The sequence below is a fragment of the Streptomyces sp. S07_1.15 genome, from assembly GCF_020739505.1.
GTDB classification, from domain to species: Bacteria; Actinomycetota; Actinomycetes; order Streptomycetales; family Streptomycetaceae; genus Streptomyces; species Streptomyces xinghaiensis.
Window position 1 is genome coordinate 1 of record NZ_JAJBZK010000002.1, and the last position, 19,270, is coordinate 19,270.

The following is a 19,270-nucleotide window of genomic DNA, read 5'->3' on the forward strand; positions in this document are numbered from 1 at the left end:
GGCCCTCGCGATGCGAGGGCGGTCCCCTCCGCTGCGCTCCAGGGACCGGTGAGGCCGGCCGCTGCGCGCCCGGCTGGCCGCGCATCGCGCGGTCGTGGCTGGCGGGGAGTCAGGTGCGGCTAGTCGGGCCTCCAGTACGGGAGTTGGGGAGTGCTCCGCACTCCTGGGCGGGTCCGCTGCGCTCCCCCGCCTGACGGTCCCTCCGGCTACGCCTCCAGAACCTTGGGGCCCGCTGGCGCGGGCCCGGGCTGGCTACGAGGGGTGAGGGTCGCTCGTTCCGTGCGGGTTCCAGTGTGGCGAGTGCATCAGATTGATGCACTATGTAGCGTTGGCGGTAATGCGGCATCCCCTCACCGGCATGGAGCGTGCGCCGATGTGCGCCGCGTCCTGTGCCTGGCCGGAGGCCCGATGCGGCCCCCGGCCGTGGTTTCCCGGAGCGCCCGCCCGTTCCGCCCGCATTGGCGAACGGTGCGCGCAGAGGGGAAGTCAGAGCCTGTCGGGCGTAGGTAGTTGTCCATTGAGCAGGGCAAATCCCTCGGTGCGTCGAGTGCGGCTGTTGCCGTTGTTGTCTCCCATTTTGTTCCGGCTTTTGTTGCACATTATGCCCCTGAAGGTGTTTCGACTCGCCGCCGCCTCAGGTGTTCCCAAGCGGGGAATGTTCCACTATTATTGAGGCGTTCGGGAGTGACGTCCCGGCATACGCCGAAATCCAACGGAAAGGCCAAGCGTGGAAATCGAGATCCGTAACGGAATCGTTCGGAAAGTTGACGGCGGGGTTTCCGCCCCGAACACCCCTCAAGCCATCAAGGCCCGCACCATCGCAAACGAACTGCCGCTCAACTGTGTTCGCGCCGGTGCCAAGATCGTGCACAACGCCGATGCGCCGTACACGGGCATTCGGTTCGAGACTCGCGCGGGTGCGGTCATCCTGGAAATGCCCGCCAATCTTGGGGACAGCGTCCGGGTGATTCACGAGAGGATCACTCCCCCCGAAGACCCGGAGCCGGTGAATCCCGTACAAATCGCCCGGTGGGAGTCCTACAAGCCCAAGGGAATCGCGCTCATGGTCGGTGAACTCCTCCGTTCCCGAGGATTTCTCTCCTGACCTCCGTTCAATGGCCCGCCCCGATAGGGGCGGGCCCCGTCCGGAACCGGAAAAGCCAACACGGGAGAAGTCGTGAGCGAGGACAAGACAATGTACGGTCACAGTTTCACGGAGCATGGGAAGTCGCCGGAGCCTACAAGCGCGCCTGTATCCTTCCAGGAAAGGCAGCGTAGTAGGCGGGAGTTCTCCATTCTGCGCAGCGCACTACTGGCGCGCCACGGCCGCAGGATTCCTCTGGACGCCGCCCGGGTTCTCGCCCGCGCATTCGATCTTGGTTGGGCAGCAGCCGCCAGGGCCGCCGCAGTCTCCGACCTTCGGGGCACCCCACTGTCCAGCACGTCCACGGGGCGCCTACTGGACTCCGTGGAGTCGTTCACTTCCAGAACGCGCAGCAGCGCCCCGGAGTTGGGGCGGGCGGTCGAGTACCACGGGTCCTATCTGCCCCGGTGGGGTGAGAGGTTCTACGTCACCGAGGTCACACACGGAACGGACGCATCCGGGCGTACGGACACCCGGTATGCGCTGCACAAGACGTTCCCCGGGCCGGGTAGGCCCGTTCTGTCCCAGGTGCGACCCCAGAGCGTGACGCTGCTGTGAGGGCAGCGCCCGGGGGTGGCCGACTGGCCGCCCCCGGGCACCTGTGTGTCCAGGCGCCGGCCGTTTCGCTGTGTCGGCGCAAGGGCCGCGCCCCGAGAGGGAATCCCCTGGTCAGATGAGGGATTGCCACCCCATCAAATTCCACTATTATTGAAGTTGTTCGGGGTGACGCCCGGACAACCGCCGAACACCAACGAGAGGGAGAGCATGACTCAGCAGACCGCCGAAGGCGGCGCCACCGAACGCGCCCCCCACACCGGCACCCGTAACGCGGAACTGTCCGATCTGCTCGCCGTTCTGGCCGATCAGCGGGGCCGGAAGCTGGACATGGTCGCGTCCGCGTCGAACCTCACCGCGCAGGGTGGAAACCTCGTGGTCAGCGGGGTGGACCCTGTGGTGAGCGCGGACGGCGTGACGATCGTCGACGGCGCTTACCGGCCCACGACCGTTGCCGACGAGGGGATCGCTGCCAAGCTGGGCATCCCGGCCGGGTACCTGCGCCGGATGCGCGCCGAACTTCCGGACCTGTACGACCTGAACGTCTCGGCATGGCTGGAGGCGGCCCCCGACCGCACGTTCATGGTGCGCGCGTTCAAGGGTGAGGAAGGCCCGGACAGGAACCCGGGTGCTGGCGTGGCGCGTGCGTTCCTGTCGCCCAGTTACAAGCAGATCGACCACGAGGACATCCTCGCCGCGACCCTTCAGGGGGTGCAGGACGCCGGGCATCCGGTCCGGATCACCGGGTGCGACCTCACCGACCGCCGCATGATCGTGCGCGTGGAGTCCGAAGCGGTCGAGGTCCGGGCCCGCGAACTGCTGCGCGGGTACCGGTCGCCGTTCACCGGCCAGTCCGGCGAGGAGCTGCCGATGGTGTCGGCCGGGTTCGTGATCACCAACAGCGAAGTCGGAGCCGGTGCCTACACCCTCACGCCGCGTGCGGTGGTCCGGGTGTGTGAGAACGGGCTCACTATGTCCCAGGACGTCATGCGGTCCGTCCATCTGGGAGGCAGGCACGAGGAGGGCGTGGTCCGGTGGTCGGACGCCACCCAGCAGAAGATCCTCGAAGTGATCACGTCCAAGACCGCCGACGCGGTCCGGCAGTTCCTCAACCCGGAGTACGTCGAGACCAAGCTGCGGGAGATCGAGCGGGACGCAGGACGGGAGATCAAGGACCCGCAGAAGACGGTCGAGGTCGTCACCAAGGGGCTCGGTATGGCGGAACAGGTCCGTCAGGAGATCTTCGCCCACTTCATCAAGGGTGGACAGACCACCGCCGGAGGCGTCATGCAGGCGGTGACGTCCGTCGCGCAGACGATCCCCGACGCCGACGCGGCGCACGATCTGGAGACCCAGGCACTGCCCGCGCTCCGGGCGGCCGCCGCGCACGCTTCCTAGGCCGGTGACCGGGTGCCGCATCCCTGCCCAGGGGTGCGGCACTCCCGGCCCACCGCTCTTCTGGGGCACGCCGTGGCCGCCCACGGCGTGCCCGCCGTCAGCCGGTCGGTCTGAGTCGGCCGACGCCGGTCAATGCCAGCTATCCGCTCCCCCAACGACGGGGAAGCCATGGAGGATGCCATGCCGGAACTCGATTCCGCCTTCGCCGATCCCGCAGGGCACCGAGCAGTCAAAGCCTTCACGCGGCTGGTCCGCACTGCGGGCCGGGGTTCTCATCAGATCTCCGTTGTCGCGGTGGAGGGCGAAGGCAGCGCGTACCACGCCAGTTGCACGGTCTCGGTGGACCGCGAAGACAGGGTGCGCTACTGCCCGGAGAAGGCTGTCGATGTCGTTGTGGTGTTCCGCGCCGCATTCGGCGTAGCACCGGTGATCGGCGCCGGTGTGCTCGTCCGGACCCTTACGGAGGAGGGATCAAGGGTCCAGGGTTGGCGCCTTCAGGGACAGTGGCTTACGCCGCTCTCCGAGGGAGAGATCTTCGACGCCGCTTGCACTGGTCCGGATGGTGACGTGCAACCACCGGAGTACGGCGTCACCTACGCCGCTGGCGCGCCGCTCGGGCCGCCGCCGCTGGTCTGAGGTGACCGGCCGCCGCCCCGGGCACCCCGGGGCGGCGGCCGAGGGCCGTCCCTGCCTAGGGCCACGCGGTACGCCCGGGCAGCACGGCCGCCGCGCTGCGGCCGTCGTGCGCCCCGCCGACCCCAGCTGTGCCCAGCCCCGTCCGGACGGCCGGCCCGACCGGACAGGGCCATGGCCGCTGCACTGCCTGACGACGCCCCCCCGCCGCGCCACAGAGGAGGAAGCCATGCCGGAATACCATCCCGATGACGCCACCTTGAGGGCCGCAGAACGGCGAGCGCTGGAAGCCCTCACCCAGCTGATCCGTGCCGCGGGTCCGGGTTCTCATCTGATCTGTGCCGTAGCGCACGAGGCCGGGAACACTGCGCTCCGCTCCGTCTGCCCGTTCTCCATCAGCCGTGATGACGAGACCGGATTGACCGCCCTGGAGTGGTGTTCGGAAGGGCTCCGGGACGTTCACGCGGTGTTCTGCGCCGCGTTCGGCGCCACGCCGGTGACCACCGCCTGTGTGCTCATGCGGACGATCACAAACACAGGTACGACGGTCCGGGGCTGGCTGCTGCGGGAGAACTGGCTCGTCCCGATCTCCGAAGCAGAGGTCTTCAAGGCCGCCTGCACCGGTCTGGGCGGCGAACGGTTGCCGCCCGAGTACGGCGTCACCTACGCCGCCGGTGTCCCACTCGGGCCGCCGCCGCTGACCTGAGGCCCCGTCCCGCCTCTCCGGTACCGCTGGGCGGCGGAACTGCTTCAGGTGCGCCACCCGGCCCGCGCCCACCGTGTCCAGGGCCCGCTGCTGTTCAGCGGCGGCCGCCGGCGCCAAGCCAGCCTAGGAGTCGCTATGCACCCCCACCGTGCCCGTTTTCCCGAGGATCCAGAACCACAGGGCCGTCTGCCCTCGGAGTCCGCCATTCCCGACGACCTGGCCGTCGCTCTGTCCGCTGCGGTGCCGCTGCACATCGAGGAGCTGGGCGACCTGGACCCGGAGATACTCGCCGCCGTGGCGCACACAGCCGCTCCGGTCGTGGGTTCGACGGCGACGATCTGCTGTTCGGCGGCAAGCACTGCACAGCGGCGTTCAACGCACTGGCCCGCGGTTTGGCGGCCGCGGCGCTGACCGCCTGGGGCGGCGTCAGTTTTGCCGGCATGCACTGGTGCGCCGAACAGGGGTGCAGCAACCCCGCCGCCCCGCACGCCGCCCCCGGGGCCCGAGCGCCGGGGGACCGCCGCCCGTGAAGTCCGTGCCGATCACCGGCGATTTCCTGTGGATGGCCTGGGGTCTGGGTCGCGAACGGCTCACGCTGGCTCCCGCGTTGGGCATTTCCTGATGCTGATGAGAGATGGGAGGGGGAAGTGCCGGAGACGGATAGCGCCTATATCCACGAGCTGATGCTTGGAGACCGGTTTCGTTTCCCGGGTGACACGCTCGGTACCGTCTACGGTCCTGTTCGCACAGCCAGGAGCAGTTACAACCTTCACTGGACCTGGGTCTACTTCGGCGGGGCCGGTCGCTGGACCGCCACGCGTTCACGCCTGTTGAGATCACGGCGCGAGCCGACAAGTGCAGCTGTGCCAGGTTCTTCGAGTGGTGTGAGAACGAGTGCCCGTGGCCCGGTGATCTCGAAGAGCTGTTCACGGAGTTCTGAGCAAAGCTGCTGGTGGGAGGGGGGTTCACAGCCAAACATCTTCCACTATTATGGATGTCGAAGGAGGTTCCCATGCTGCGCATTCTCCGGCGCCGCCCGCGCCCCGCACGTGTGATCTACATTCACTGGCTGCCCGCACCGCCCGAACTACCCCCGGTGGCCCGCCATTTCCTGCCCGAAGCCACCGGCGAGGAGGCGGAGAGCTTCAACCGGTCCCGGCTGGCAACCGCCGTAGCGCTCCGCCTCTTCCGGGACGGCCACCGCGAGGACGTCGCCGACGCCGTCATCAACCAGGCCGCCACTGGACTCGGCCGGAAGCAGCCGTCCGGCAGGACCCGGGCCGCCGTCCGCGCCACTCTGGCAGTCCTCCGCACGGACCCGCACGTCATCCGTGGCCGGTAGACCCGGGTGCGCCGGGCTCCCGGTCCGGCGCGCCCCCTCCCGAGGAGAGGTCATGAGACACCGCCGCCCCCGCAGCCATGCGTACAACGACCTGCCCGATTCCGCTGCCGGATGCCCGCCTCTCGTTGACCGCCGGTGCCTGTACTGCGGCTGCCCCGGGACGGTCCCGGTGAACACCATCCCCCGTCTACGCGGCCCCGACCGCCTCGTCTACTGCTGCCGTCGTTGCACACCCCGGCACCCACGCCGCGCCCCCCGATGACCGCCTCTTCGAACCGCCGAGGGAACTGCCATGGACAACACCGGCCCCCGCCGCCCGCCGGGCGGCGCCCAGCACATCGCCCCTCAGGAAGCTGCGGCCCCGGTCCCGCGCATCCCGCCTCCAGACACGGCCGGATACGCGCTCGGCATGGCGCTCGCACTGCGGGGATGGCGCTACCGGATCGTCAATCCCCCCGGCGAGGAGTACATCCAGCTCCGCCTGCCCCGCGGCATGAGGCTCCACATCAGCGGGACCTCACGGGACGGCCGTACCGCACAGCTGTGCCACCCGACGCACGAACACGCCAGTTGGCAGGCGTGGTTAACGGCGCGCCGCACCAGGTCCGCACCGCAGTCCGTTTACGACTCCAGCGACCAGTCCCCCGCTCCGTTCGGCGGGGACACCGCTTCCCTGATCACCGCCGTGGCCGCGTTGGCGGTCGATCTCTCCCGTACCCGCAAGGGGCGGTGACCGGACCCGAGGGAGGAAGGAGCGGTCATGTCCGCCGCCGATGAGCCTGTCATCGGATCCTTGGTGACCTATCACGGCAGTCTCACCGACCACTGGGGGCCGGGGTACCTGCTGCTGCCCGACCTCGCGCACGAAGGGCGGTACGTACTGGCCGACCCGGGCACCGGCCGGGAGCTGGCTGCCGTGCGACCGGGCAGCTTCACCGCCTCCGCCGAGCGGTGGTGGCCTGCCGACACGGTCCTTTTCAACGTGGCCGGCTACTGGTACCAGGCATCCCACAGTGAGCCGGGAGGTTCGGACCGTGCCCGCATCGTGCGCTACTTCACCCAGCCCGGGGCCATGGGAGGCGTGTGGTGCTCCTTCCCCGAAAAGACCCCGGAGATCCGCGCTCTCGACGCCCGTCGACTGCCCTGACACAAACGACCGGCCCCGCCCCGGAGACCCCGAGCAACCCGTCCGCCGCCAGTCCAAGACAGGAGAACTCCAATGCACGAAAGGCTGATCCAGACCGCCAGCGATCTGCCGGCTTCCACCGTGGCCCAGTTGATGGGCCCCGGATGCCACGCGGAGGGCGGAGGTGACCACGTTCTGATCCGTGACGATCACGGGCGTGCCATCACGCTGTCCGTTGCGGCTGACTGGACCCTTGAGCTGCGTATGACCAAGGGCAGCGAAGTCGGTCCCTGGATGCACATGCCGCTCCAGAGCGACGCGGCCGCCATCGCCGACTTCATCCACCACGAGCTGCTGCCGAAGTTCGAGGAGCAGCAGGAGGCGCGGAATCGCGTGGCGCGCCAGGCGGAGCAGCGAGAGGCTATCGCCCGCCGTCTGGCTGCCGTCTTCCCGGGCACCGGACACAGTGGCCACGAGGATCTGAAACGCCGCCGCGGCTGGGACGGAGGCACAGTGGCCTGCGCTCTGGCCGAGGTTTCCAGCAAGGGGGATTACGTGGACCTGACCTTGAAGAGGGTCAGTCCAGTGGAGGCGGAAGCCTTGTTCGGTTTCCTGGCCGAACTGCCCGGCTGGCACTAACGGCTCTCGGGGAGGGGATTTCCGCAGGTCGGCAAGGGCTTCCCCTCCCCCATAATTCCACTATTATCAACGTTGTCGGGGTGACGCCCGGCAACGCCGAACAGCCAGCCAGGAGGCATACGTGTCCGCGAAGACGCAGACCCGCCCAGCAGCCAAGAAAGCCGGACCCCAGGCCGCCCCGGAGCCGCCCGCCGTGACGGCGGCCCCCGCAGCCGAACCGGAGCCGCAGATCGTCCAGCTCGACCCTGCCCTGCTCGACCGGGACGAGAGCAACGCCCGTGAGACGGACACCGAGCCCGACCCGGAACTTCTGGCCTCGGTCAGGGAACTCGGGGTCCAGGATGCCGTGCACGTCCGCCCCAAGCCCGGTGGCCGGTACGGCGTCTTCAAGGGCTGGCGGCGCTCCCAGGCCCAGCAGGCCGCCAACGCCAGCGCCGAGAAGGACGGCCGCCCTCAGCGGACCATCCCCGCGATCATCCGCGAGGACCTGGTCGGCAGGAACGGTCTGACGCGGCTGCTCTCGCAGATCGAGAACTCCCACCGCCAGGGCATAACCGCCCGCGACACCGCGCGCAACTACGAGGTGCTGCTCCTGGAGCTGGATCCCGGGGAGCAGGCCAAGGCCACCCGGGCGCTGAACCTACCTCGCGGCGCGCTGACCCGTGCGCGCCAGGCGTCCCAGCTCGATGACCACGCGCTGCGCCGGGCCACGGCCCAGGGGATGGACCTGGAACAGATGGCCGACCTCCACGAGGTCGAGGACGTACCCCGCGCTCAGGACCGGCTGGAGAAGGCCAAGGCGCAGGACGAGGCCGAGGGCAAGGGCGGCCGGGGCCACTGGAATCAGACGATGGCGCTGCTCCGGCAGGAGCTGGCCGACCACCAGGCGCGGCAGAAGGCTGAGCAGGCCCTGGCCGACGCGAAAATCCCGCTGCTCCCGCCGAAGCCCACCTACGACTGGGGCCCGAAGGACACGTCCCGGCCGCTGTCGGAGCTGACCACCCGGCTCGGGCACCCGCTGACTGAGGCCAACCACAGCGGATGCCCCGGCCACAGTGCCCGGCTGGACGACGAGCACCGGGCGGTGTGGCACTGCACGGACCCGGAGCAGCACGGGCACAAGGTCCGGCCGGAGGCGCGGGCACCGAAGAACCCCAAGAGCGAGCGGGAGAAGGCGGAGGCCGCGCGGGTCCGCGAGGGCAACAAGATGTGGCGCGCGGCGCGGGAGGTCCGCAAGGACTTCATCACGGCCATGGCCCGGGGCAAGGCAGTGCCGGACGCCACGAGGCGTATGGCCTTGCACGTCGTGATGACCGGGCCGTACTTCTACCGGGCCTGGTCCTGGAAGGACGAGAAGGACGATGTGGCCCGGTTCCTCGGGACGAAGAAGGAGGCCCTGCCCGAGGCGGTCGAGCGGACGGGCAAGCCCAGGGAGGGCAACGCCCTGTTCGCCCTGGTCGCCGCCGCGTACGAGTGGGACCTGCGCGAGCCCAAGGCGTGGGTGCGCCTGAACCCTTCACAGGCCCGGTGGCTGCTGTGGCTGGAGGAGCAGGGATACACCCTCTCCGAGGTCGAGCAGCAGGCCGTGGCACCGCACCGGCCGCCGGACCCCGAACCGCCGGTGGCCACTGGCGGGGCCGGGGAAGAAGGGAGGAAGGCGGCGGCCTGATCTCCTCCGGCAGGCTCCCCGACCCTCCCATCCTGAGCCCTGGGCCGGCATCTGCGCCGCTCGGCTGCCCGCGTGGAACCGACCTCCACGCGGGCAGCTCCCCCTCTCCCTCCCATTGCGTTCGTTTCCGCAGGTCAAGAGGGGATTGCCTCTCAGCCGTGTTCCACTATTATTAACTTATCCGGCCGCAGCCATCCGCGGCACCCCCTCCCTGACCACTCCAGGAGGATTCACCATGCCCGGCAAGCTCGACGACGCGCTCAACTTCATCCTCAACCAGGCCAGCCAGGAGGAAGTGCACAAGATCTTCAGCGCGGGCAAGCAGCGGCTCAGCACCCTGAGGACCCTGCGAGCCGCCGCCGTCACCACAGGCGCCCACGTCCGGATCACGGAAATCAAGCCCAAGCGCTATGAAGGACTGGAAGGCCAGGTCACGGAAACCGAGCGCGCACGCACGCGCACCTACGCCACCGTCCTCCTGACCGAGAAGTCCACCACGAAGCTGCGCGAGCGCGGCGGGGTCATCGCCCCGGACGTCACGCGTCACGAGGTGACGGGCATCCCCGCAGCCTGCTGCGAGGTTCGTGGCGCCTCCGACAACAGGTCCTGACATACCCCTCCCTCCAGGGCTGCCCCTGCGGCGCAGCGCCGTACGGACAGCCCCTGGGGGAGAGGCCGCTGCTGTCGCACTCGCCGGCCAAGCCGCAGTCACTCCACCTTCACGCCGCCCGACGCCGCAGCGGAGGGGGTACGCCCACCGAGGAGACCCCGTCATGCCGCACCCCTCCGACCCGCCCGAGAAAAAGCAGCCCGCGCCGGAACTGGGGCCGCGAGAGCGGGAGATCCTGCGCCTGGCGCGGACTCCTTTTGCTTCCCCCGGACCACGGGACCGGGCCATCCGGGAGCAGCTGGGGATGTCGCCCACCGCCTATTTCCAGATCCTCAACGCTCTCCTGGACGACGAGCGCGCCTTGGCCCACGATCCGGTGACGGTCAATCGGCTGCGTCGCATCCGTGAGCGGCGTCGAGCTCTACGCGAAGGCCAGGATCCACCGTGAGCACAGGTGGGAGGGGGGATTGACCATCCCGCATCTTCCACTATTATATTACTTGACATCGCAGCCCAGAACGACTCTGCCGTCTGACCGCGACGGGGCACCCTGCATCTCCCCGACCAGCAGCCGGAATCCTCCCCCTCCCTCGGGATCCCGGCTGCCTCCCGGGCCGCGCCCTCTCTCCCTCCAAGAGGGCGCGGCCCACCCCGGTGCTGTAGCTCAGCTGGGAGAGCGCGGATCTTATAAGTCCTGAGGTCGCGGGTTCGAACCCCGCCAGCACCACGCTTCCGCTTCTCGCTGCCCGCGTTCGCGGCTGCGCGGATGCACCGACGTCTCCGCGCTCAACCTGCTCTCCGCTCGAAGGAAGAGGTCCGTCATGCCCGGCGAGCCCATCGTCGCGTTCAGCGGGACCGTCACCGGCGACCCCGAATTCCGCTACCACCAAGACATCCCGGTCGCCCGCTTCCGGGTGGTCAGTACCCCACGGGTGTGGGACGCCCGGACTCGCGCCTGGCGGGATGGCCCCCTACAACGGCACATCTGCACCGTATGGCGCAAGGCGGCCGAACACGTGATGGAATCCCTGGTCGACGGCGTTGGCATCCTCGTCCTCGGCCGGATCACCCGGACCGACGGCGAGGCCGTGCACATCAGTGTCGACGACCTCGGCGTGAGCCTGCGCGACCGGATCGCCTACACCGAGTCCGCCTTGCCCAGCCCTCTAGCCGCCGCCCCGCAGACCACGCTGCGCCTTGAGCCAGCCCAGCCTCAGAACGCAGAGAACCCCGGACTCCCGCCGCCCGGCGGCACCCCTGACTGGTGGCACCAGGCGCGGCGCAGCAGCTGGCCGGGGTTCGCCCAGACCGCCGCCCGCGTCACTACCGACCCTGCAGTCTTCCACCTCGGCTGAGTTGGGAGCGCCGTCCCTTCACGCCCAGGCCCGGCCGTACCGCCTCGCCCCGAAGCGCCCAGCCCGCCCGGCGGACTCGACATGCAGGACAGAAGAAGGATGTGGTCACCGTGCCCGCGGAGCAGCAGTCGCTGCCGTCGCTCCTTCCCCGTCTGGGCAGGGCAGAGCTGTTCATCAACTGCGGGCTGGCGCGAGACTGCTCCAGTTACCTCGCCAAGATGCTGGAGAACCCGGCCATCCACGGAGTGGATCTGCAACGCACTGTCGTGCTGCACATGGCCACCGGGGACGTTCTCTAGCCAGTCTGCTCGTGTTGCGATTTTGGGATGTATCAGCCGCTGAAGTGCTTCAGCTGGACCTTGATCCCAGGGTCCCTCGCCAGCAGGTTGGGCTTCGTGGGAAAGACACGGATCGCTTCCAGAAGCTCTCGATCATTGCGGGCGGTCAGCTTGCTTTCGATCAGTTCGAGGAGTTCGGGCCACTGTGTCTGGGGAAGCGTCTGCTGCAGTTTGCTGGCGATCGCGGTGTCCGTGAACGACCGCAGTGCGACGGACGCCTGCTGCGGATTGAATCGCGCGATCAGGTCGCGGTAGATCGGATCAGCGTTGATGGCGACGCCATTGCCGTTGGTCAGGAACACCTCGACAATGCCTAGAACGTACTTCCGAGTGAGGCCCTCGGGGATGTCGCCTTGCTGGCCGACGAGTTCCTGGAGGCGGCGGGCGATCGGTGGCTCGGTGTAAAAGTTGCTCCAACCGTTGTGGGCATCGATCAGGTCGTTGAGGGCCCCGTCGAGCTCCCAGGCCCGTTCCTCAGACGGCAGGTAGGTCGCGCCCGCGACGAGATCGATGAGCTGGCGAGCGAGGACTGCCTGGTCCTGGTCGCCGTTGGCACGGAAGCGGCCCAGGCGGAACCCGAAGTTGTAGCGCGTCTCGTCGGAGACCTTCGGCCAGAGCTCCGCCCAGAGGCGTCGGATGTTGTCCAGGGTTTCCGGTCCGGTCGTCAAGTCGGTGTAGCGACCGAAGAGTCCGGAGGCGAGCGGGTCGGCCTGGACAGGCGGCAGGTTCACAAAGAAGGCGGTGATCTCCCTGATCGCCTGGTCGTCGAGACGCTTCTCCCTGACCTTCACCAGGAGCCTGTGGACCTGGGCGGTGATGTGGTCGTAAGGCAGGGTGATGACGTGCCTGATGCAGGTCGACAGCCAGTTGGCCAGCTGGAGGCCGTCCAGCTCGACCTGGTTGGGGTGCGCCGCGCTCGCCCAGTTGCGCATGTAGCGGATGAGGTCGAGTTCCTGGAAGCCGATGTCGCTGATGAGGCCGATCTCGCGACAGCCGCCGAGGAGCTTCTGGTCGTCGAGCTTGGGAAGGTCGTCCTCGTCCTTGAGATCCTTGCGCTTGTTGTCACTCTTCTCGGCGACCTCATAGAAGTACTGCAGGTCGAAGTTGACGACGCGCTTGCGCAGCTCAAGGACCGTCTCGTCCCAGAGGTAGTTCAGAGCTGCATCGAAGAGGCCGACGGACCCCGCGATGATCATCTTCGAGATGTAGTTGGCCTGCCCACGCTGCTCGGCGGGCAGCCGCGTGAGGGCAAAGCTCGTGCTCTCCATCAGCACATGCCTCTGCTCGACGCCGACCAGGATGCCTTCTGTCGGCAGCCCGGACTTGCCGAGGATGTCCAAGATCAGGGACTCGAAGGACTGCAACCCCGCCATTGCCGTCTCGGCTTGGCTCGGGGTGATCTCGCCACCGGTCGGTCGAGGCTCCAGGTCTCCACTGCTCATGCTCATGCCCGCGAGGGTAAGCCACCCGTCATGGGCGGAAAGTACATTTTCCGATCGGCCAACGTCAGCGCCTGGCGGCTGCGGTCACCGTCGCCCCCTCGGGAGTGGGCGGTGGGCCCGTCCGGCGGGAACGGCCCGCTGCGGTGGTGGATTCAGGGCGGTGACGCCCAGCGCAGCGTCCCGGGCGACCAGGGCCTCGTCGCGTTCGGCGATCGCTTCAGCCCGCTCCCGGGCCAACTGCTCGATCATGACCGCGTAGGTGCCCAGCAGGTCTGCCAGCTGCCGCTTCTCCTTGCGGGCCTTGGCCAGGTCGTCGCGAAGCTTGTCGATCTCGGCTTCGGCCTTCTTGACCGGCTCGCTCTTGTGCCGGGCGGCCTTGAACTCCGCCTGGTACTTGGCCATGAGCGTGGTCGGATACTTGTGTGTCAGCAGCCACCTCTTGACCTGGGCCTCCTCTGCCAGGTCGAGGATGGTGAGCTTGCCCGAGGAGTGCAGCGGGATGCCGGCCAGCAGCCGGTCGGCGGCCGTCCGCAGCGCGAGGCGCAATTCCTGCGGCGGCTCCTGCTCGGCCGTCACTTCGCGTCCCCTGCCTGGCGTCCGCACTCGTGCTCGCCGATGAGCCGGTCCAAGTAGGCCAGGCGGCGGCGTTCACGTTCCCAGCGGATCGACGGGCTCGCCCCATCAGCGACCATGATCCGCAACTCAGCTGCCTCGGCCCGCAGTTCGTCGATGTTCTCCTCGGTGCGGCAGATGTTGCCGCAGGCCGGATGACAGCCCTCGGTGTCCGGCGTCACCCGCGCGTCATCGAGGGAGGGCTCCAGCTCACAGCGTGCCGTCGCGGCGGCGAAGACACAGGTCATTCCCTTGCCGGGGTAGATCTGCAATGAGGCGTTCGCCATCACGTGCCTCGCCTCCGCCCCGGTCCGCAGGACCCGCCCGGCGAACTTCCTCGCCCCTCCGCTCACCCGCGACCGGTAAGTCCCGGCGGCCGGGCCGCTGACATGCTCGCCGGCCTTTAGGCGCCGGTCGGCGTCCTGCAGGTCCTCCAGCCGGGTCAGCCACCGCTCGAACGCGAGGTCGTCGGGGAAACCCGAGGCGTAGGTGCCGGCATAGCCCTGGGTGATCTGGACCCGCAGATGCCCGTACTGGATCGCCGCGGCGATCATCCCGCGCGGGCGGCGGCAGATGAACCAGGCCAGCGTGCGCCGCAGGCGTGAGCTCGTCAGACTCTTCGGATCGACTGGGATCACGTCACTGCGGCCATGCCGACCGCAGAAGACGTTCACCCAGGCGATGAAGCGGTTCAGGTCCTTGTTGATCGAGGCGAGGGTGCGGGCCCCGCCGCCCTCATGCTGGTCGCGCTCGTCCGCCACCAGCCAGACGGGAAACAGGACATCGGCGTCGTGAAGGCGTTCTTGAACGCCGATCGCCGTGGCAACTAGGTCCGGGGCGATCCACGGCTCATCGCGGAACTGCCCCTCGGGGATCTTGGCGCCGTTCTTGTCGCGGGCGTTCTTCCATTTGCGACCGTGGACCTCCCACAGCTTCGTCACCTTGTCCCGGCGCAGGCAGCCGCGCCGCAGGTTGACCGCCTCCCCGGGGCGGCAGCCGGTCAGGTAAGCCACCAGCAGGAAGCACGCGGTCGACAGCGTCCTCACCAGCTTCTTGACATCGCCGTAGGCGATGTTCTTCGTCCACGGCTCGCCGTCGAGCAAGCCTTGCGGACGGGCCGTCAGGAAGGTGCCTGGGCGACGGGGACGCCGGAGGCAAGGAACATGCTGCGGAATGCCTGGTTCTTCTGCATCGCTCCGGGGTCGACGTCCAGGAGCTTGGCAAGGCAGGCGAGCGTCCTCGGCGCAGTCGACGATTGAATCGGGGGCCCACACCAGTTGGCGTGGACCCCGGACGGAAGGGCTAGGTGTCAGCGGGTGGGCTTCTAGTAGCGATCCACCGCCTCAGCTGCGTATGTCCCGTCAGGAAGCAGCGCATCGGTCAGCCTGACCCGCTCCGTCTGGCCGGTGCCGAGATTCAGGTTGACGATCGAGCCCGCACGATACGTGGTGCTGTGAATGAACGGCTGCCCGGTGGGATCGACCAGGTTGAGCACGGTGTAGCGACGAACCGCAGCATCTGCGTTTCTACGGGCTACGCGACGCTTGGCCAACCAGCCTCCGACCACGGCAAGACCCGTGACAACTAGGCCGCCGACGATTTCCGGCACGGAGTCGAGAAGGATGTTCACCGCGAGGCCTCCTCAATCTGCTGCACCCGCAGAGCGACACGACGCTCCTGCTCGCTTACCAGGCGTCGTACCTTCCGGCGGACTCGCTCGCCGAGGACAGCTGGGGCGTCGGAACCGGCTGACACGGCCGCCTCGGTCCAGGTGAGACCCGCCCCTTCCGCCAGGGCAAGCAACACGGCGGTCTCCTCGGGCTCCAGCGAACTCAGCAAGGAGATGAGGCGGACGTCGGTGATCGTGTTGCGGATCACGAGTTCACAAGGATCACCGTGGGCCTGGACGAGGTCGTACAGGCTCAGGCCGTTACCGAGGGGCGCGTCCATGGACAGCAGGCGCCCCTTGCGAGTGCCGCGTTCCCACAGCGGGCGCTCCTGCCGGTAAATACGCTGAGCTTCCGCCTTCAGCACATTGAGCGCGTCGGGCCCCAAGCGCCCGTGCGCCAGCGGGGCAACCCAGTCGCCGAGGAGGGCGGTGGAGACCGCATGGCGCCACCGGTCGCTGCGGTTCAGCACCAACACCCTGGAACCAAAGCGGTCAACCCAGTCGTTCTCGCCCCGCAGCGCCAAGTCGCGGGCGTTCAAAGCCTCGACGATCTCAGGCTGACGCAACCCACGGAGCTCGGCTGCCCCTCGAAGGATCTCCTCCTTAGGCGCTCCGCGTACCGGAACTTCCTGATATGGCACCATTGCGGGGTTTTCAGGCAGGTCTGACCGGTCCACGGGGCGATCAAGCTCTTTGGCGCGCCGACTTGTGCGCACAGCTCCATCAGGCGCCGCGAACAGGTACCTATCCGACAGCTCCGGGCCACCGGCTGGCATGGCGAGCCGCTCGATTACCCACAAGGTCTCGTAACCGACCGATGACGGGGGTGCCAACACCTCTGGCTTTTCGGGTGGCAAGAAGGGGTTCACGCTGGGTGCGCCTCCTGGTCGTTCCAACAGGTACACCTATCGGCGACGGCCGCGATCCATAGCAGCACTAACCTTTTGTGACACCCGTCACATGCCCCAGCGGACCTCATCCTGACCCCAAGCTTCTCGCGTGCAGCAAGTCGGCCGCCAGGGTCAGGGCGCTGGCGCTGCCAGCTTCAGCGTGGGCCTGCAGCCGCTCCAGCGTGTCGGCGACCCGTGTGCGTCTCTGCAACAGCCAGGCGTAATCGCCTGCAACAACACAGAACTCGCTAGAGAACGTAGGAGTGGCCAGACACGGTGGCGGATGCTGATATCGGTAAGTCCGGCTATCAGAACCTGCGGACTGCTAGTGATCGAAAAAGTGGGCGATCACCCAGGAACTGACCGCACGGGCGATGCCGGAGAGAATCCCAGCGGCAGCGGCGCGGAGCACGGTGAGACGGTGAGTCTCGCGGTCGGACATGACGGGCCTCCCGAAGGTGTAGGAACTGCTCTTAGACTGGAGCGCAGTTCGACCATCTCGCTGTGACTCCACACCCGGAACAGGTTGGATGTTGTCGCGCGGACAACACCGGGTTGTTCCGGGACTAACCAGGGGGCGGGCCAAGAGTGGGCGAGTTGCTGGAGCCGCGTCGCGCGGGTCGGCCATGGGCCGCACTGCGCGGTGCCAGTCAAGAGCTGAACGAGATCGCCACGGCGCTTCGCACCTGGTTGGACGACGCCGGAATCACCGTCGCGGTATTGCACGGTCGGCTGACCGCCGACCATTTTCCGGACAGTGCCGTCCCTGCCCAGCGCAAGCTGTACGACTTCTGCGGGGGCAAGGATCTCACCTGGGCGTTCATCGAGGCTGTGGCCGATGTCTGCACCCCGGATGACGAGCCCGCCCAACGGCGGAAGTTAGAGCGGGTCAGGCCCCTGTGGGAGGCCGCCCATGCAAACCCGACCCCCGTGGAACAGGAGGCGAGGGGAGCCAGCCGGGAGCTGTTCGAGGCCAAGGACCGGGTCATCGCGGCGTATCAGCAGATCGATCGCCTGCGGCAGGCACAGGCGGATAGCGATCAAGCCCGGGTACGGGCCGAGCACCTCGTGACGCTGCTGCTAAGCATGCTGGGACAGCTGTTCACGAAGATTGGTGATCTCACACAGGACCGGAACCGGCTCCTCGCCGAACTCGGCCCGGATGCCGCTGCGCTCACCGCTGTCGAAGACCGACTGCAGGAAGCCAAAGGGCACCGCGACTCCACCCAGGAGGCGCTGCGTCGCGCCGAACACGAGCGGGACGAGGCGCTGCGCGTGGCGGACGAGGCCCGCCGTGTGGCCCGCCGGCTCCAGGACGAGCTCGACCGGGTGCGAGCCGGGCACAACGGACCCAATGGCACGTCGGCCGTGACCAGCGAGGAACCGGACGGGCTCGACACCACCGGCACCCCGGCCGCACCCGACCCGGACGACATGTTCATGCGCGACTACGCCGAAGCCTTGCGCAAGGCCCAGACCGTGCTGGACACCGGCAGCAATGTCCTCCAGGCCGCCGAGGAACGGATCGCGGAGGCCAGCGCCGACCTGCCACCAAACTCCGGGAATGTCATCCCCGGCACGGTGTTGTCCCGTACAACTCCGCATAACCCTCCGACCAGCGAAGAAGCCGAGTTCGAGGACCGCTACCGCGCCTATGTGACCCAGCGTCACGGGGAGCTAACGATCTTCGGTATGGACTTCGGAGACCCACGTCACACCCGTTGGTCCCTGGATTTGAGCTACATGAGCCTAGAGGTGACTGGCGCCGCGCCAGGAACGGTCGAACGGGTGGAACAAGCCCTTGCCGGGCGGCAGCGCACAGTGGTGACGGGAGACGCGGGCTCCGGCAAGACCACACTTCTCCAGTGGTTGGCGGTCAACGCCGCGCGGCAATCCCTGCCAAGCCTGCTTGAGCACCTGAACGGCAGCGTGCCGTTCGTCCTCCCGCTGCGCTCTCTAGCGTCCCGCAGCTCCTTTCCCCGCCCGGAGGACTTGCTCGCCGCGATGGGCTGCCCCCTGGCCGGTGCGCAGCCCGAGGGATGGGCTCATCACGTGTTCGAGCACGGACGTGCGCTGGTGCTGGTGGACGGTGTCGACGAGATCGCGCCCGAGCAACGCACCCTGGCCCAGCGGTGGCTGGAGGAAACGCTGGCGGCCTATCCCCGCGGCTGCTACGTGGTGACCACACGTAGGTCCGCGGTCCCGTTGGACTGGCTGGATAGCGTCGGCTTCCGCCACCTTGTGCTGCGGCCGATGAGCGCACAGGACGTCGCGAACTCCATCGCCCTGTGGCATGCCGCCGCCCGATCGGAGGCGGACGAACACGAGCACCAAGCCCTGATCGGTCTGGAGAAGTCTGTCCTCGACGCGGTGAGGCATGACCAGAACCTGACAGCTCTGGCCACCACGCCACTGCTCTGCTCCATGATCTGCGCCCTGAACCGAGACCGCCGCGGCGTGCTGCCGCGGGACGTGATGAGCCTGTACGAGGCAGCCCTATCCATGCTGCTCGTACGGCGGGATGCCGAGCGCGGGATCGACGCCGTGGAGGGGATCCAGCTCACCGAGCACGAGAGCGTGCAGTTACTCCAGACGCTGGCGTACTGGCTGCTTCGCAACAACCGATCCGAGACCAGCGCCGCCACCGCCTCGCAGCTCCTGCAGCCAGTTCTGGCGGCTATGCCGGCCCTCTCCTACCGCGGTGATCCCCGAGAGGTCCTGCGGCACTTGCTCATCCGGAGCGGACTTCTACGGGAACCTGCTGTCGACCGGGTGGAGTTCATCCACCGCGGCTTCCAGGACTACCTGAGCGCCCGAGCCGCAGTTGAGGCCGCTGACTTCGGAATGCTCGGTGCGATGGCCACTCAGGACCGGTGGGAGGACGTGATCAGAATGGCCATCGGCCATGCCCGACCCCGCGAACGTGCCGACTTGCTGTCGGCCCTTGTGAACCGAGGTGACCATGAGGAATCTCACCGCGAACAACTGCACCGGCTGTCCTTCTCCTGTCTGAAGTACGCCACCGAACTCGACCCCATTACCTTGGAGTTGGTTCGCCAACGCGACCCAGACCGCGAGCGGTAACGGCTCTTCGCGGTGACGTCAGGCGCCGAGTGATCCTGCCCGGTTGGGCACGTACCCG

The 19,270-nt window shown here is 67.9% G+C and carries 20 protein-coding genes and 1 tRNA gene; 16 read left to right on the forward strand and 5 right to left on the reverse strand.

Annotated elements, in window-relative coordinates; all coding sequences use genetic code 11:
- Nucleotides 1-727 precede the first annotated feature (727 nt).
- The 15 genes from LIX60_RS30575 to LIX60_RS30645 all read left to right on the forward strand — a co-directional run bounded on the left by LIX60_RS30575 (nucleotide 728) and on the right by LIX60_RS30645 (nucleotide 11,476).
- A complete protein-coding gene (locus tag LIX60_RS30575; protein ID WP_019712089.1) occupies nucleotides 728-1,105 on the forward strand; it encodes a hypothetical protein in 378 nt (125 codons plus the stop codon).
- An 804-nt stretch (nucleotides 1,106-1,909) separates the two neighbouring features.
- Nucleotides 1,910-3,097: a DUF932 domain-containing protein gene (locus LIX60_RS30580; RefSeq protein ID WP_227962994.1), complete on the forward strand. Its 1,188-nt coding sequence runs from the start codon at nucleotides 1,910-1,912 to the stop codon at nucleotides 3,095-3,097.
- Between the two features lie 180 nt (nucleotides 3,098-3,277).
- Nucleotides 3,278-3,733, forward strand: a complete 456-nt coding sequence (locus LIX60_RS30585; RefSeq protein ID WP_227962995.1) for a hypothetical protein — start codon at nucleotides 3,278-3,280, stop codon at nucleotides 3,731-3,733.
- A 226-nt stretch (nucleotides 3,734-3,959) separates the two neighbouring features.
- Nucleotides 3,960-4,436: a hypothetical protein gene (locus LIX60_RS30590; RefSeq protein WP_227962996.1), complete on the forward strand. Its 477-nt coding sequence runs from the start codon at nucleotides 3,960-3,962 to the stop codon at nucleotides 4,434-4,436.
- 135 nt (nucleotides 4,437-4,571) lie between these two features.
- A complete protein-coding gene (locus tag LIX60_RS30595) occupies nucleotides 4,572-4,847 on the forward strand; it encodes a hypothetical protein (RefSeq protein WP_227962997.1) in 276 nt (91 codons plus the stop codon).
- A 601-nt stretch (nucleotides 4,848-5,448) separates the two neighbouring features.
- The gene (locus LIX60_RS30600; protein ID WP_227962998.1) at nucleotides 5,449-5,778 is read left to right on the forward strand and encodes a hypothetical protein; all 330 of its coding nucleotides are present in this window, start codon (nucleotides 5,449-5,451) and stop codon (nucleotides 5,776-5,778) included.
- Nucleotides 5,779-6,070: 292 nt separating this feature from the next.
- A complete protein-coding gene (locus LIX60_RS30605) occupies nucleotides 6,071-6,511 on the forward strand; it encodes a hypothetical protein (protein WP_227962999.1) in 441 nt (146 codons plus the stop codon).
- A gap of 27 nt (nucleotides 6,512-6,538) precedes the next feature.
- The gene (locus LIX60_RS30610; protein WP_227963000.1) at nucleotides 6,539-6,925 is read left to right on the forward strand and encodes a hypothetical protein; all 387 of its coding nucleotides are present in this window, start codon (nucleotides 6,539-6,541) and stop codon (nucleotides 6,923-6,925) included.
- A 72-nt stretch (nucleotides 6,926-6,997) separates the two neighbouring features.
- Nucleotides 6,998-7,543 carry a hypothetical protein gene (locus LIX60_RS30615; protein WP_227963001.1) on the forward strand — a complete coding sequence of 182 codons (546 nt, stop codon included), beginning with the start codon at nucleotides 6,998-7,000 and terminating at the stop codon, nucleotides 7,541-7,543.
- A 121-nt stretch (nucleotides 7,544-7,664) separates the two neighbouring features.
- The gene (locus LIX60_RS30620; protein ID WP_227963002.1) at nucleotides 7,665-9,212 is read left to right on the forward strand and encodes a ParB N-terminal domain-containing protein; all 1,548 of its coding nucleotides are present in this window, start codon (nucleotides 7,665-7,667) and stop codon (nucleotides 9,210-9,212) included.
- A 145-nt stretch (nucleotides 9,213-9,357) separates the two neighbouring features.
- Nucleotides 9,358-9,822, forward strand: a complete 465-nt coding sequence (locus tag LIX60_RS30625) for a hypothetical protein (protein WP_227963003.1) — start codon at nucleotides 9,358-9,360, stop codon at nucleotides 9,820-9,822.
- A 163-nt stretch (nucleotides 9,823-9,985) separates the two neighbouring features.
- On the forward strand, nucleotides 9,986-10,270 hold the full coding sequence (locus LIX60_RS30630; RefSeq protein WP_019712076.1) for a DUF3263 domain-containing protein: 285 nt from the start codon (nucleotides 9,986-9,988) through the stop codon (nucleotides 10,268-10,270).
- Nucleotides 10,271-10,475: 205 nt separating this feature from the next.
- Nucleotides 10,476-10,549: transfer RNA gene (locus tag LIX60_RS30635), tRNA-Ile, on the forward strand.
- 94 nt (nucleotides 10,550-10,643) lie between these two features.
- Entirely contained in the window at nucleotides 10,644-11,177 is a 534-nt protein-coding gene (locus LIX60_RS30640) for a single-stranded DNA-binding protein (RefSeq protein ID WP_227963004.1), read from the forward strand.
- Between the two features lie 101 nt (nucleotides 11,178-11,278).
- Nucleotides 11,279-11,476: a hypothetical protein gene (locus LIX60_RS30645; RefSeq protein ID WP_227963005.1), complete on the forward strand. Its 198-nt coding sequence runs from the start codon at nucleotides 11,279-11,281 to the stop codon at nucleotides 11,474-11,476.
- A 32-nt stretch (nucleotides 11,477-11,508) separates the two neighbouring features.
- Here LIX60_RS30645 and LIX60_RS30650 read toward each other — a convergent pair whose 3' ends face one another.
- From LIX60_RS30650 to LIX60_RS30670, 5 genes are all read right to left on the reverse strand, one after another.
- A complete protein-coding gene (locus LIX60_RS30650; RefSeq protein ID WP_227963006.1) occupies nucleotides 11,509-12,963 on the reverse strand; it encodes a hypothetical protein in 1,455 nt (484 codons plus the stop codon).
- Nucleotides 12,964-13,041: 78 nt separating this feature from the next.
- Nucleotides 13,042-13,533, reverse strand: coding sequence for a hypothetical protein (locus LIX60_RS30655; RefSeq protein WP_227963007.1), 492 nt, complete (start codon nucleotides 13,531-13,533; stop codon nucleotides 13,042-13,044).
- Nucleotides 13,530-14,672 carry a hypothetical protein gene (locus LIX60_RS30660; protein ID WP_227963008.1) on the reverse strand — a complete coding sequence of 381 codons (1,143 nt, stop codon included), beginning with the start codon at nucleotides 14,670-14,672 and terminating at the stop codon, nucleotides 13,530-13,532. Before LIX60_RS30660 ends, LIX60_RS30655 begins: the two co-directional genes overlap by 4 nt.
- 221 nt (nucleotides 14,673-14,893) lie before the next feature.
- The gene (locus LIX60_RS30665) at nucleotides 14,894-15,199 is read right to left on the reverse strand and encodes a hypothetical protein (protein WP_227963009.1); all 306 of its coding nucleotides are present in this window, start codon (nucleotides 15,197-15,199) and stop codon (nucleotides 14,894-14,896) included.
- Nucleotides 15,196-16,107: a hypothetical protein gene (locus LIX60_RS30670; RefSeq protein ID WP_227963010.1), complete on the reverse strand. Its 912-nt coding sequence runs from the start codon at nucleotides 16,105-16,107 to the stop codon at nucleotides 15,196-15,198. Before LIX60_RS30670 ends, LIX60_RS30665 begins: the two co-directional genes overlap by 4 nt.
- A gap of 609 nt (nucleotides 16,108-16,716) precedes the next feature.
- On the opposite strand from LIX60_RS30670, the gene LIX60_RS30675 reads away from it, so the two are divergent.
- On the forward strand, nucleotides 16,717-19,212 hold the full coding sequence (locus LIX60_RS30675; protein ID WP_227963011.1) for an NACHT domain-containing NTPase: 2,496 nt from the start codon (nucleotides 16,717-16,719) through the stop codon (nucleotides 19,210-19,212).
- Nucleotides 19,213-19,270: the final 58 nt, after the last annotated feature.